Source organism: Microbacterium sp. CCNWLW134 (genome assembly GCF_037083565.1).
GTDB lineage: Bacteria > Actinomycetota > Actinomycetes > Actinomycetales > Microbacteriaceae > Microbacterium.
Genome location: NZ_JBAOJU010000001.1, coordinates 400,650 through 414,234 on the forward strand (window position 1 = coordinate 400,650; position 13,585 = coordinate 414,234).

Consider the following 13,585-nt stretch of genomic DNA (forward strand, 5'->3'; position numbering starts at 1 on the left):
GGGTCGATGGGCGCCGGGAATGAAGACCTTGCATCTCGCGGTTGCACATGCAAGCCCGAGCCGGTTCCTGGGAGCTGCATGCCAGGGTGCGTATACGGCCCGCGTAGACTTCTGGTTTCACCGGCGGGCGTGCTCGAGCCCGTCGAACGGAGGTTTCGTGGCCGGAAATGCGACCACCCGGTTCAGCAATGTGTCATTGCTGTCGGTGGCGAGTGTGCTGCCGAGCCGGGTGACGACGTCCGACGACATCGAAGGCCGTCTCTCCGCGGCGCTTGCCCGTCTCCGCCTGCGTCCAGGGCTGCTCCGCCGCGTGGCCGGCGTCAACGAACGGCGCAACTGGGCTGAGGGCGAGTCGTCGGATGACGCCACCATCGCCGCCGGCGCGAAGGCGCTCGCCGATGCGGGTGTCGCGCCGGGCGAGGTGGGCCTTCTCATCAACACCTCGGTGACCCGCAAGCACCTCGAGCCCTCGGTGGCGGTGCGCCTGCACCACGGCCTCGGCCTTCCCACCTCGGCGATCAACTTCGACATCGCCAACGCCTGCCTCGGGTTCGTCAACGGCATGAGCCTCGCCGCGGGCATGATCGAGTCGGGCCAGATCCGTTACGCGATCGTCGTCAACGGCGAAGACGCCGACGAGATCCAGATCAACACCATCAACCGCCTCGTGAACTCCGACGCCGACCGCGACGGCTTCATGAGCGAGTTCGCCTCTCTCACCCTCGGTTCGGGATCGGCGGCAGCGGTCCTCGGCCGCGCAGACGAGCACCCGGAGGGCCACCGGCTCCTCGGCGGGGTGACTCGCGCAGCCACGCAGTTCCACGAGCTCTGCGTCGGCAGCGTCGACGGGATGTTCACCGACGCCAAAGCGCTCCTCAAGGGCGGCCTGAACCTCGTCGTCTCGGCATGGAAAGAGGCGGCACCCGAGTGGAAGTGGTCGGGCATGGACCGCTACATCACTCATCAGGTCTCCTCGGTGCACACCACCGCGATCGTGAGGGCCGCGAAACTCGACCCCGAGCGGGTACCGGTCACCTACGACCGCTACGGCAACGTGGGGCCCGCCTCCATTCCGATCACCCTGGCCGAGCAGCAGTCCTCGCTGAAGCGCGGGGACCGCGTGCTGCTCATGGGCGTCGGCTCGGGGCTGAACACCGCGATGATGGAACTGGCCTGGTGACGGACCGGTGACCTCGCCGGCCGCGCTGCCTCCCGCCGACCTTCCCGGACTCGACCCTCGTTTCTCACGCCTCGTCGCCGTCCCCGGCCGCGGCGTGGACGAGCAGGTGACGCGCACCTGGCACGTCCTCGACACCGGCCCTGCACTCGAGAGGCTGGGTGTCGCCCCACGCGGAACGATCCTCGCCGTGCACGGCAACCCGACGTGGTCGTACCTCTGGCGGAGCGTCGTCGCCCGTTCGTTCGCGGCCGCCGAGGCGGGCGCGCCCGCATGGCGGGTCGTCGCGGTCGACCAGCTCGACATGGGATTCTCCGAGCGCACCGACGTGCCGCGCCCGCTCGCCCAGCGCGTACGCGACCTCGCCGCGCTCACCGACACGCTCGCGCTCGACGGCCCGGTCGTGACCCTCGGACACGACTGGGGCGGAGTCATCTCGCTCGGGTGGGCCATCGACCACCCCGAGCTCCTCGCCGGCGTCATGCTCCTCAACACCGCCGTGCATCACCCCGAGGGGGTGCCGATCCCTGCGCCGCTCCGCCTCGCGGGCGCGCGCGGCGTCCTCGCCGCCTCGACGGTGCAGACGACGGCGTTCCTCGACACCACCCTCGCCCTCGCCTCGCCGGCGTTGAGCCCCGAGGTGAAGGCCGCGTTCCGCGCGCCCTACGGCGCCGCCGATCGTCGACGCGCGATCGGCGGGTTCGTCGCCGACATCCCTGTCGACGCCCGCCACGGGAGCTTCGCCGAGCTGCAGCGGATCGCCGACGGCGTCAGCCGACTCACGGTGCCCGCCCTCATGCTCTGGGGCCCCCGCGATCCGATCTTCGGCGACCGGTATCTCGACGATCTCGCGGAGCGGATGCCGCAGGCCGACGTCCACCGCTTCGAAGGCGCCGGGCACCTCATCGCCGAGGACCGCGACTACGCCTCCGCCGTGCTGACGTGGCTCGCCGACGCTTACGAGGTCGCACCGACGTCACACACCGACGCCGAACCGCTGACCGAGTGGACGCCGCTCTGGGAGCGTCTCGACGCGCGCCGCGACGACGACGCCACGGCCGTCATCGAGATGGGCGCGACCGGCGCGACCCGCCGGGTGAGCTGGCGGCACCTGGATGACCGCGTGCGCACCCTCGCCGCGGGACTCACTGCCGTCGGCGTGCGCCCGGGCGATCGCGTCTCCCTCCTCGTTCCCCCGGGCCCCACCCTGACGGCGATCATCTACGCATGCCTCCGCATCGGCGCGGTCGTCGTCGTCGCCGACGCGGGTCTGGGTCTGAAGGGCCTCACCCGCGCGGTGCGCGGTGCCTGGCCCGACGTCGTCATCGGCGAGCTGCCCGGCCTCGCCGCCGCCCGGGTGCTCGGCTGGCCGGGAATGCGCATCTCGGTGCCGACCCTGCCGTCCGTCAGCGCCCGGGCCCTCGGCATCCGCCACAGCCTCGCCGATGTCACCCGCGCCGGCACCGCCGCGGAGCTCCCCCCGATTCCCGGCCCGGATGACCCCGCCGCCATCCTCTTCACCTCCGGGTCCACGGGCCCAGCGAAGGGCGTCGCGTACACCCATCGGCAGCTCTCGGCGCTCCGCGACATCCTCGCCGCACACTTCGACGTCTCGCCGGGCACCGGCCTCGTCACCGGCTTCGCCCCCTTCGCCCTCCTCGGCCCCGCTCTCGGCACGCTCTCGGTGACCCCCGACATGGACGTCTCGGCGCCTCGCACGCTCACCGCGACCGCCGTCGCCGCGGCCGTGCGCGCCTCGCAGGCGCGCATCGTGTTCCTCTCGCCGGCGGCGATCCTCAACGTCGTCGCCACCGCCGACGCCCTCACCGCCGACGACCGCGCCGCGCTCGCCGGCGTCGAGACGTTCCTCTCCACCGGCGCACCGATCAGCGAGACCCTTCTCGCCGCCGCCGCGCGCGTCATGCCGAACGCGACCGCGCACACCCCGTACGGCATGACCGAGTGCCTCCTCGTCACCGACATCACCCTCGAAGGGATCCGCGCGGCGGCGGACGCCCCCGACGCCGGGGTCTGCGTCGGCAGTCCGATCGGCGGGAATCGCATCCGCATCAGCGCCCTCGACGCCGATGGCCGCGCCACCGGAAACCCGAGCGAGGCCTCCGGCGTGCTCGGGGAGATCCTCGTCTCGGCCCCGCATCTGAAAGACCACTACGACCGTCTCTGGCTCACCGACCGCGAGGCCGCCCGTGAGACCCCTGTGGACGGCGGGCGCTGGCACCGCACCGGCGACGTCGGACACCTCGACGCCGAGGGGCGCCTCTGGGTCGAGGGGCGCGTGCCGCACGTGCTCGTCACGGCCGACGGTCCGCTCGCCCCTGTGGGTCCCGAGCAGCAGATCGAGAAGGTCGACGGCGTCCGCCGGGCCGCGGTGGTCGGCGTGGGTCCGCAGGGGCTCCGCCAGGCGGTCGCGGTGATCGAGACGACGCCGGCCACGAAGGCCCCCGGCCTCGCCGCTCCCGAGCTCGCCGCCCGCATCCGGACAGCCACCGACGTCTCGCTCGTCGCGGTGCTCGCCGTGCCGGCGCTTCCCACCGACATCCGCCACAACTCCAAGATCGACCGCACCCGACTGTCGGTCTGGGCCGAGCGCGTGCTCGCCGGCGAGAGGCCGACGACGCCGTGAAGGTCGTCGTCACCGGAGCATCCGGCTTCCTCGGCGGCGCCGTCGCCGCCGACCTCGTCGCCGCCGGACACGAGGTGCGGACGCTCCAGCGTCGCCCTTCCGGGGTGGCGGGAGCCGACGACATCCTGGGGTCGGTCACGGATCAGGATGCCGCGACGCGCGCGCTCGACGGCGTGGACGGGGTCATCCACCTCGCCGCGAAGGTGTCGCTCGCGGGTGACCCGCGCGAGTTCGAGGCGGTGAATGTCGGCGGCACCCGCACGATCCTGGATGCCGCCGAGCGCGCCGGGGTCTCGCGGTTCGTCTTCGTCTCGTCACCGTCGGTCGCCCACGCCGGAACGGCGCTGGCCGGCGTCGGGGCCGAGCCCGCCTCACCCGAGCATGCGCGCGGCGACTACGCCCGCACCAAGGCCAAGGCCGAGCTCCTCGCCCTCGCGCGCGATACGCCTCGGATGCCGGTCGTGGCGATCCGCCCGCATCTGGTGTGGGGACCGGGGGACCCGCAGCTGGTGGGGCGCATCGTCGCGCGTGCCCGCGCCGGGCGGCTGCCGCTCCTGAACGGCGGCACCGCGCTCATCGACTCCACCTACATCGACAACGCGGCGACCGGCATCAGCACCGCCCTCGCGCGCGCCGCGCACGCGCACGGTCGCGCGTTCGTGCTGACCAACGGCGAGCCCCGCGCTGTGGGCGAGCTCCTCGCGGGCATCTGCCTGGCCGCCGGCGTCGCTCCGCCGCGGTGGAGTGTTCCGGCGTCTCTCGCGCGCGCCGCCGGGTCGATCATCGAACGGATCTGGGCGGTGAGGCCGGGTGAGGACGAGCCGCCGATGACCCGCTTCCTGGCCGAACAGCTCTCCACCGCGCACTGGTTCGACCAGCGCGAAACCCGCGAAGCGCTCGCGTGGGCGCCGGCGGTGTCGATCGACGAGGGCCTCGCGCGCCTCGCGGCGTCTTCGTGAGCGAACGCCGTCGGCCGCCCCTCGCCGGGCAGCCGACGGCGCTGCCGCGAGGACGGTGGGTCGCCGAGAGGCGACGTCTTCGCGGCGCTGAAAACCCCCAGGTGTTCAGGTCGAGCGCGCCGTCGGGATCGGCGGTGTCTTCCGTGACATTCCCCCACCTCCGGCGCAACGTCTGAGCAGGCTGCCGAGGTCTGGGGCAACACGGTCAGCGTATCCTGCCACCGCGCCCACCGACAGGGGGTCGCCGGGCGGGGGTCACGCAGCCAGCGGCAGGCGTGTGGCGAGGGCCTCGATGGCACCGCGGTATTCCTCGATCATCCGCGCGCGCGACAGACGCGGCCGTGCCGCGAGCGCGAGGCGCCGGAACGCCGGTCGCTCGGCGAGCACCACGTCCCACGCCCCGGCGATCGACGCGGCGTCGTGGGCCGTGACGATCCCGAACCCCTCGACGACGCGTGCGGCGTCGCCCACCGGGGTCGTGGCCGGTGTGGCGCCCGACGCGGCGCCCTCGATGAGGCACAGCGGCGACGCCTCGCCGAAGGCGCTGGTGAGCGCGACGATGTCGGCGATCCGGTGCAGGGCCGGCATGTCGTCGCGGATACCCATCAGGTGAACCCGAGCGGATGCCGGGACGCCGGCCTCCGCGAACGCGGCACGCAGTGCAGGGTTCGCCGACGACATCCCCGCCCCGCACATCAGGTAGTGCGTCTCGGGCCGTCGCCGGGCGTGCGCGGCGACGGCCCGCAGGAACAGCCCGGGGTTCTTCATCGCGTCGAACCGCGCGGCGAAGAGCACCACGGGCGCGTCGGCGGGAATCTCCAGCGACCGCCGGATCGCCGCGCGCTCGCGCGCCGTCCCCGGCCGGAACCGCTCCGTGTCGATGCCGTTCGCGACCACCTGCGCTTCCACGCCGCCCTCCCCGCCGCCGCCGAGCACCTCGCGGTAGGCGTCGCGGGTCGACGCGGCGCAGGCGATCGCGGCCGAGACGAGTCCCGTCCGTGCCGCCTCGGCGAGCCAGTCGCGCGCCGATCCCGCGTGCGCCGGGTCGGAGCGGTGCAGGCAGACGGCGACCGGAACGTCGGGCATCATGCCGCGGTCGCGGAGGGCGAGCAACAGCCCCAGCGGCTGTTCCTTGAGCGAGACGACGATGTCGGCCTGCGCGATCATCGCCGACGCGCGGCGGAGGTGCCGCGAGCCAAAGGTCTCGGGACCGAGCGGGGCATCGCCCGCGGTGCGCCCGAGGCTGCGCACCTCCACGCCCGCCTCGACGAGGCGACGGCAGCGCGGGTCATCCCACATCACCTGCACGGTCGACTCGCGCCGCGCACGCGCCGCCACCGAGAGCACACGATGACTCTGGCCGCCGGCGTGCAGCCCGGCGACGACGTCGGTATGGAGCACCCGCGCGCCTCCGGCGAAGAACCCTTCGTACAGCGACAGAACCCGCAGGGGTGCGGTCATCGTGGCGCCTCTCATCGATCCGAGCCGTCAGACAACGGTTGGTCAATGCTCGGGTTTCGACCCCTCGAAGTCGATGAACGGGGAACGTGGGGTGAGTGAACGACGGGTGACCGACTCCAGCACCTGCTGCGCGGTGCGGGCGGTGTCGAGCCACGACGGGAGGGCAGCGCCCGCGGCGCGCGCCGCGCGCGTCATCCGGTCACGCAGGTCGTGATCGGCGAGCACGGAGCGGAGGGCTGCGGCGAAGGCCTCGGGGTCAGCGGGCGGCACGAGCACGCCGGCCTCGACCGGCACCGTCTCGGGCACTGCGCCGGTGCGGCACGACACGATCGGCACACCCCAGGCGAGGGCCTCGTCGAACACCAGCCCGTACCCCTCGTAACGCGTCGCGAGGGCGAACACCGTCGCCCGCGCCCAGAGCCCGTCGAGCTGGTCGTCGCCGATACCGCCGGCGATGTGCACACGCCCCGCGAGCCCGAGCTCGTCGCGTAACGGCGGCAGCGAGGCGGAGAACCCCTGGTCCCACGGCGTTCCGACGATCTCGGCACACCAGGGGAGGTCGGTGAGGCGCGCGAGTGCGCGCAGCAGCACGTCGTGACCCTTCCGCGGATGCTGGATCCCCACCGACAGGATGAGCGGCGGCTCCGCGCCGCGCCGGACCCCCGGCGCGGGATCGGTGCCCGGCCGCGCGACCGTGATCGTGCCCGGGTCTGCCCCGTACTCGTCGATGAGGATGCGTGCGGTGTGCGGGCTCGGCACGAGCACGGCCGCCGCGAGATGGAGATTGTCGCGTTCGTTGGCGAAGAGGTACTCCCGTCGCTCCGGCGACAGGCCCTCCTCGTGGGCGAGCGGGTGATGGACCATCCCCACGATCGGCGCGCGCACGCGGGCGAGCGCCGCGGTCGGCATCGCTCCGAACACGAAGCCGTCGAGGATGAGCGGATGCCGCGGATCGACCTGCTGCAGGGCCGCCAGCGCGGCATCCACCTCGGTCTCGGAGGGATCGGGGAAGGATCCCGTGAGCGGCACGTACGCGGTGTCGACCCCGACCTCGCGCAGCCCGAGGAGCAGACGCTTCTCGTAGAGGTAGCCCCCCGTGACAGTGTCGAGGTCACCGGGGATGGCGAAGGCCGCCCGCCCGCTCACGCCTGCTGCTCCGGAGCGTAGACGCGCAGCACCCGCGACTCGACGACACCGACCAAGGCGTACCCGAGCGCCGACAGGGCGGTGACGGCGACGACCGCGACGGCGAGCAGGTCGTACCCCGACTGCGAGGCGGCGAGGGCCATCGCAGCGCCTACCCCCGTGCCGATCGCGAGCCACTCCACCACGGTGACGGCGAGCACCGCGGCCGGCACGCTCATGCGGGCGGCGGCGAAGAAGGCGGGCAGCATCGCGGGGATCCGCACGCGCACGAGCTGCACGCGTGCGGGTGCGCCGTAGCTGCGCAGCACGTCGAGGGCCTGGCCGGGCGCCTGACGGAGGCCCTCGAGGCAGGCGATGAGCGTGGGGAAGAAGACCATGAGCGCCACGAGCGAGATCGCGCCGACGGGCCCGCGCCCCAGAAGCAGGATGACCAGGGGTGCCGTGGTGACGATGGGCACGGCGCGCAGCGCGATGGCGATGGGCATCGACACGGTCGCCGCCCGCGGGGCGAGAGTGAGGGCGATCGCGCCGATCGCGCCGACGGCGAGCCCGGCGAGGTATCCGGCGATCGCGAGCAGCGCGGTCTCGCCGAGGGCGGCGAGGAGGATGCCGCGCACCTCGCCGCCGTCGTCGACGCCGGCGAAGATCCGGATGACGTCGACCGGCGTGCGCGCGAAGAACGGGCTGATCCCGGTGACCGCGATCCCGCCCCACCAGAGCACGACGATGACGACGAGGAACGCGATGGTCGTGATCGCCGCGCTGCGTACCCGCTCTCGCCGCGGGAGGCGGGGCCGGACCGGTGCGAGGATGAGCGGGGGCCGCTCGCTGACGAAGCGGCGCCCGATCGCGCCGATCACGACGTACGCCACGACCGAGACCACCGTGGCGACGGTGGCGAGCGCCCAGGTGAGCTGGATGTCGAGGTCGCGCGACGCGCGGATCGTCAGCACCCCGAGGCCGCTCTGCGCACCGGTGAACTCGCCGACCATCGCACCGAGGAACGCGGCGGGCGCAGCGATCTGCAGCCCCGCGATCAGGTACGGCAGACTCGCCCGGGCGCGCACGTGCACCAGGGCCGCCCCCGCCCCGCGGCCGTAGCTGCGGACGAGGTCGAACCACGTGGCGGGCGCCGCGCGAAGCCCCACGAGGAGCGGGATCATCGTGGTGTAGTACACCGCGAGGGCGGCGAGGACGACCTGGGGACCGTCGCCCGGGCCCAGGATGACGCGGAGCACCGGCCCGGTCGCGACGAGCGGCAGGCAGAACACCACGAGTGCGACGGCGGTGACGATCCGCTCGGTCGCCGGGAGCAGCACCGCCAGGGCGGCTAGGGCGATGGCGGCGAGATTCCCGATGACGAATCCGGCGAGCGCGGCCTGCCCGGTGACCAGGAGCGCCCGCCACAGCAGCCCCGCCTGGGTGACGAGGGCGACGGCGATCTCGCTCGGCGCCGCGAGGACGAAGGCCGAGGTGAGCAGGCGTGCGGCGACCTCCCACACGACGAGCAGCAGAACGACGGCGAGGGCCGTGTCGACCCAGACCCTGCGGCCCGTCGAAGATCGGACGGTCATGCCGCCCGCGACCGCGAGAGCGCCTCGGTCACCGCGGCGACCACCCGCTCGAACGCCGCGGCGTCGCCGCGCGGGACGGCGATGTCGTCCACCACCCGTGCCGGGCGGGGGCTCAGGACGACGATGCGGTCGGCGATGCGTGCGGCCTCCGAGATGGAGTGGGTGACCAGCAGCGTGGTGGTGCCTCTCTCGCGCCAGAGCGGCGGCAGCTCGGCGATGAGGTCCTGCCGGGTGAGTTCGTCCACCGCGCCGAAGGGTTCGTCCAGGAGCAGGAGGCGGGGCTCGGTGATGAGAGCGCGCGCGATCGCGGCGCGCTGTCGCATCCCGCCCGACAGGGCGGCGGGCCGAGCGTCGCCGAAGCCGTCGAGGCCGACGCGCGCGATCATGCGGTCGATCGCTGCCGCGTCGACGTCGCGGTGGGTGAGGGTGAGCGCGAGAGCGGCGTTCTGGCGAACGCTCCGCCAGGGGAGGAGCGAGGGGTCCTGGAACGCGACGGCGAGCTCGCCGCGCTCGGCGACGGCATGGGGGGAGTCGCCGTCGATCGTGATCGATCCGGAGGTGGGGTCTTCGAGTCCGGCGATCATGCGCAGGAGCGTCGACTTGCCGCATCCCGACGGCCCTACCAGGGCGGTCGTCGAACCGCCGGCGAACTCCAGATCGAGGGAGGCGACCGCCTCGAGCCCGTCGGGGTAGACCTTGCCTGCCCCATCGACGAGGACCCGGGGCTCAGCTGCCATGGACTTCTTCCAGCACCGACCGATCCCAGAGGTCGGCGGGGACGTCCTGCCCCAGGAGGGCGAGCGTCTCGCGGTTCTGCGCCACGGACTCGTCGGTCCACCATCCGAACCCGTTCTCGTCGGTGACCTCCGAGAACATCAGCGGCACCTGCCGCTCGGCCTGCAGCTCCTGCGTCTCGAGGTCGAGGCCCGCGTCGGGGAACATCTCCAGCGTGAGGGCGGCGGCGGCATTCGTGTCGGCGCGATACTCGTCCCATCCGCGCACCTCGCCGCGCATGAGCGCGACGAGGTCGGCCCGCCGGTTGGCGAGGCTCTCCTCGGTGGCGATGTAGGTCTGCGAGTGGAGGGCGTAGCCGTAGTCGGCCATCAGCATCGTGACGCTCTCGACTCCCTGCACGGTCATCGCCACCGGCAGGTCGGTCTCCCAGCAGAGCAGGCAGTCCACTTCATCGGCGAGGAGGGGCTGGGCCGAGTACTGCGTCGGCACGACCTCGATGCCGTCGACATCGACGTCGTTCAGGGTGCACAGCGTCTCGAGCACCGGGGTGTTGGCCAGGGCCATGCCGATGCGCTTGCCGACGAGGTCGGCGGGTTCGTTCACGGGATTTCCGGGGAGGGAGGCGATGACGAACGGGTTCTTCTGCATCGCGACGCCAATGATCTTGAACGGCGCCCCCTCGGCGACGGCGGCGGCGGTGTAGTCGGCGGCAGAGATGCCGATGAGCGCCGACCCCGATACGACCGGGGGCTCGACGGGGGCGTTGGGGCCGCCCTGCAGGAGGGTGACGTCGAGACCCTCGTACCAGCCGCGGTCCTGTGCGATGTAGCTGCCCCCGAACTGCACCGAGTGCAGCCATGACAGCTGGAGGGATGCCGCGCGTGCAGCGTCTCCGCCGCCGAACAGCCCTCCCGGGCGCGTGCTCAGGCCGATGCCGGCCGCCGCGATGCCGGCGACACCGACGATGCCGGCGCCGAGCAGGGTGCGGCGGGTGAGGGTCTTGCGGTCTGTCATGTGGTGGTCTCCAGGGTGCGACGGCGGGTCCAGACGAGGGCGAGGCCGGGGAGCGAGGCGACGAGGGCCATCACTCCGAAGGCGGCGCTCGCGGCGAAGGCTTGAGCGGTGGTGAGGCCGGCGATCGGAAGCAGCGCGACGGCGGCACCCTCGCGCACACCCCAGCCGCCGACCGAGATCGGCAGCACCATCGCGAAGAGCACGAGCGGCACCACCGCGAAGACCGCGCCGAGGGGGAGCGGGGCTCCGACCGCAGCGGCGCAGCAGGCGAAGGCTGCGAGGATGCACACCGTGGCGCCGGCGCTGAGGACCAGCTGCGCGGGGAGCACGCCGGGGGCGGTGAGGCTCCGACGGGTGCCGTCGACGAGTCGGCCGAGCCGCGAGCCGGGGGCGGGCGGCGCGAACCGCAGGCGAAGGACGAGGACGAGCCCGGCGATCGCGAGGGCGAGGAGCGCCACGGAGATTCCGGCCACGAGGACGGGGGGCCATGCGATGCCGCCGGGGGCGAAGAGGGTGGCGAGGAAGGCGACGGCGAAGACCGCGAGGAGGGCGACTTGGCCGACTCCTCTCTCGACGACGACCGCCCCGACCGAGCGACCGAGCGTGGCCTGATGGCGGGTCCGCGCGGCGCGGGCGGCGTCGCCGACGACCCCGCCGGGCAGAGTGGTGTTCACGAGCTGGGCCAGGAAATACTCGCGGATCGCGTGCCCGCCCGAGAGGTCGATGCCGAGCGGGGCGGCGGTCACCCGCCAGCGGAGCGCGGAGAGCACGGTGTGGGTGACGAGGAGCACGCAGGCGGCCAGCAGCCACCAGGGGTTCGCGGTGAAGAGGATGTCGAGCACGTCGACGCCGCCTGCGACCTGCCACACGACCGCGAGGATCAGGGCGGTGAGGAGAGCCTGCCCGAGGCGGATGAGTGCCGGCCGGCCCGAGTCATCCGCATTCCGACGCAGCTCCAGGATGTCGACGCCGAACGACCAGGCCAACAGTCCCGCGGTGACGATCACGATGGCGATCGCGACCGGAGCCGACAGGAACGGGAACTGCAGCGCGATGAGGGCGATGAGCTGGAGGACGCAGATGACCTTGCGGCTGTACCGGGGACGGATGGGGCCGTTCAGCCACGGATAGGCGAGGGCGGCCGCGCCGAAGAGATAGCGGGGGAGGCCGAGGAGGATCGCGAGGGGCCCGGCGGGCCCGAGTCCGGCGAGCAGGGCGAGGACCAGGGCGAAGGCCGAGTCGACCTCCATGTCGAAGCTCGCCCCGAATCGTGACGAGAGTCCCTGGCGGCGCGCGAGATACCCGTCGACGCCGTCGAGGCTGAGCGCGACGACGCTGACCGCGATGACGGCGACGGGATGTCCGCCGCCGGCGAAGAGGACGGCGAGGAGGAAGGCCACGACGGTGAGCCGGATGAGGGTGACCACGTTCGCGCCGCCGAGGCGCGCGAACGGGTGGTGACGGGAGAGGGCGACGGCGGCGCCGACGAGGGCGAGGATCAGAGCGGAAGCTGCGGCGAGAACGGCGGCGATCGGAAGGCCGAGGGCGAGCCCGCCCGCCATCGCGACGCCGACGCAGATGAAGGTGAGAGGGGTGAAGCGGGTGACCGCGGGCCGGTTTTCGGCCGTGTCGGGCTGCCCGGCCGTGGTGTGCGGTGCTCCCGTGGCCGCGCTCTCCCGGGCGACGGTCATGAGTGGGACGCTATCAGCGGCCGGCGGGGGGTGGGTCCGAATCGCGCGAGAATCGCCCCCGCCTCTCGCAGTCGGAGCCGCGGGTCGGCGAGGGAGGCCTCGGCGGAACCCGCGATCTTCGTCAGTGAGACCACGGTCGCGAACCGGTCGGTGGCAGTGTCGTCGGCGATGCGGCCCGCAACGAGCGCGACCGGCACCCCGTGCGCGGCCGCGAGATCGTGCACGTGGGCGACCGTCTTCCCGGCTGCGGATGACCGGTCGAAGGAGCCCTCGCCCGTGATGACAAGGGATGCCGCGGCGAGTCGGGCCGGTAGGTCGATGAGTTGCGCCACCGCCTCCGCACCCGGCACGAGGCGTGCGCCCCACGCGAGCAGGCCGAAGCCGGTGCCGCCTGCGGCTCCCGCGCCCGGGGTCTCGGGGTCGGCATCGAGCAGGTCCGCGAAGCGCGCGAGGGCGGCGTCGAGGAGTGGGATGTCGGTGATCCCGGCCCCTTTCTGCGGTCCGAAGACCGCCGCGGCCCCGCGCTCACCGAGGAGCGGACTGGTCACATCGGTGAGGACCGTCACGCCGCCCGGCGGCAGGGGAGCGAGGTGGCGCAGGTCGGCGTCGGCGACGCTCGAGAGCCCGCGTGCCCCCGGGGCGATCGGCCTGCCCACGGCATCGGTGAATCGCGCCCCGAGGGCGGTGAGCATCCCCGCGCCGCCGTCCGTGGATGCGCTGCTGCCGATGCCCAGGATCAGCCGTGACACCCCGTGCGCGAGCGCGGCGGCGATCGCCTCGCCGAAGCCGCGGGTGTCGGCGTCCCACGGTCTCAGCTGCGGCGGCGAGCCGAGGAGTTCGATCCCCGAGGTGGACGCGAGCTCGACCACGCCCGTTCCGTTCGGGGCGTCGTCGGTTGCGGGGAGCAGCAGCCAGGAGGACATCCGTCGCGCCCCGGGGACCGCGGCGGCGAATGCGTCGAGGGTTCCCTCTCCGCCGTCGGCCATCGGGCAGAGGACGACGTCGCGCTCGGGTTCGACGCTCCACCATCCTTCGGCGATCGCCTGGGCCGCGTCGGCCGCCCGGATCGACCCTTTGAAGGAGTCGATCGCGATGACGATCGGTGCGACGGCGGCGTGAGTCATGGTCCCGCCAGAGTATGGCCGCACAGGCCCGATCCGCCTGCACGCCACCTACCCTTGAGA

9 protein-coding genes and 1 pseudogene are annotated in these 13,585 nt (G+C 73.1%); 3 read left to right on the plus strand and 7 right to left on the minus strand.

Going from position 1 to position 13,585, the window contains the following annotated elements; translation table 11 throughout:
• The first annotated feature begins 157 nt into the window (after positions 1-157).
• From V6S02_RS01895 to V6S02_RS01905, 3 genes are read left to right on the plus strand one after another with little or no spacing between them, the layout of a single operon-like run.
• Complete coding sequence (locus V6S02_RS01895) at positions 158-1,180, plus strand: 3-oxoacyl-ACP synthase III (RefSeq protein ID WP_336399649.1); 1,023 nt, start codon at positions 158-160, stop codon at positions 1,178-1,180.
• Between the two features lie 7 nt (positions 1,181-1,187).
• Positions 1,188-3,821, plus strand: a complete 2,634-nt coding sequence (locus tag V6S02_RS01900; RefSeq protein ID WP_336399650.1) for an alpha/beta fold hydrolase — start codon at positions 1,188-1,190, stop codon at positions 3,819-3,821.
• Positions 3,818-4,780: an NAD-dependent epimerase/dehydratase family protein gene (locus V6S02_RS01905; RefSeq protein WP_336399651.1), complete on the plus strand. Its 963-nt coding sequence runs from the start codon at positions 3,818-3,820 to the stop codon at positions 4,778-4,780. Before V6S02_RS01900 ends, V6S02_RS01905 begins: the two co-directional genes overlap by 4 nt.
• Before the next feature lie 255 nt (positions 4,781-5,035).
• On the opposite strand, the gene V6S02_RS01910 is transcribed toward V6S02_RS01905, so the two are convergent.
• The 7 genes and pseudogenes from V6S02_RS01910 to V6S02_RS01940 all read right to left on the minus strand — a co-directional run bounded on the left by V6S02_RS01910 (position 5,036) and on the right by V6S02_RS01940 (position 13,525).
• Entirely contained in the window at positions 5,036-6,241 is a 1,206-nt protein-coding gene (locus tag V6S02_RS01910) for a glycosyltransferase (protein ID WP_336399652.1), read from the minus strand.
• A gap of 42 nt (positions 6,242-6,283) precedes the next feature.
• Positions 6,284-7,387, minus strand: a complete 1,104-nt coding sequence (locus V6S02_RS01915; protein ID WP_336399653.1) for a glycosyltransferase family 4 protein — start codon at positions 7,385-7,387, stop codon at positions 6,284-6,286.
• Positions 7,384-8,961: an ABC transporter permease gene (locus V6S02_RS01920; RefSeq protein WP_336399654.1), complete on the minus strand. Its 1,578-nt coding sequence runs from the start codon at positions 8,959-8,961 to the stop codon at positions 7,384-7,386. Before V6S02_RS01920 ends, V6S02_RS01915 begins: the two co-directional genes overlap by 4 nt.
• Positions 8,958-9,605, minus strand: a pseudogene (locus V6S02_RS01925) (ABC transporter ATP-binding protein); the annotation flags it as partial. The gene V6S02_RS01920 and the pseudogene V6S02_RS01925, both read right to left, overlap by 4 nt.
• A gap of 82 nt (positions 9,606-9,687) precedes the next feature.
• On the minus strand, positions 9,688-10,710 hold the full coding sequence (locus tag V6S02_RS01930; protein WP_336399655.1) for an ABC transporter substrate-binding protein: 1,023 nt from the start codon (positions 10,708-10,710) through the stop codon (positions 9,688-9,690).
• A complete protein-coding gene (locus V6S02_RS01935) occupies positions 10,707-12,401 on the minus strand; it encodes a lysylphosphatidylglycerol synthase domain-containing protein (protein ID WP_336399656.1) in 1,695 nt (564 codons plus the stop codon). The genes V6S02_RS01930 and V6S02_RS01935 overlap by 4 nt, the downstream gene beginning before the upstream one ends.
• Positions 12,398-13,525 carry a glycerate kinase gene (locus V6S02_RS01940; protein WP_336399657.1) on the minus strand — a complete coding sequence of 376 codons (1,128 nt, stop codon included), beginning with the start codon at positions 13,523-13,525 and terminating at the stop codon, positions 12,398-12,400. Before V6S02_RS01940 ends, V6S02_RS01935 begins: the two co-directional genes overlap by 4 nt.
• Between the last annotated feature and the right edge of the window lie 60 nt (positions 13,526-13,585).

Excerpts from the sequence above, each read along its gene's own strand:
- V6S02_RS01930 (WP_336399655.1), bottom strand. The coding sequence starts at position 10,710 with ATGACAGACCGCAAGACCCTCACCCGCCGCACCCTGCTCGGCGCCGGC.
- V6S02_RS01920 (WP_336399654.1), bottom strand. The coding sequence starts at position 8,961 with ATGACCGTCCGATCTTCGACGGGCCGCAGGGTCTGGGTCGACACGGCC.
- V6S02_RS01935 (WP_336399656.1), bottom strand. The coding sequence starts at position 12,401 with ATGACCGTCGCCCGGGAGAGCGCGGCCACGGGAGCACCGCACACCACG.
- V6S02_RS01940 (WP_336399657.1), bottom strand. The coding sequence starts at position 13,525 with ATGACTCACGCCGCCGTCGCACCGATCGTCATCGCGATCGACTCCTTC.
- V6S02_RS01910 (WP_336399652.1), bottom strand. The coding sequence starts at position 6,241 with ATGACCGCACCCCTGCGGGTTCTGTCGCTGTACGAAGGGTTCTTCGCC.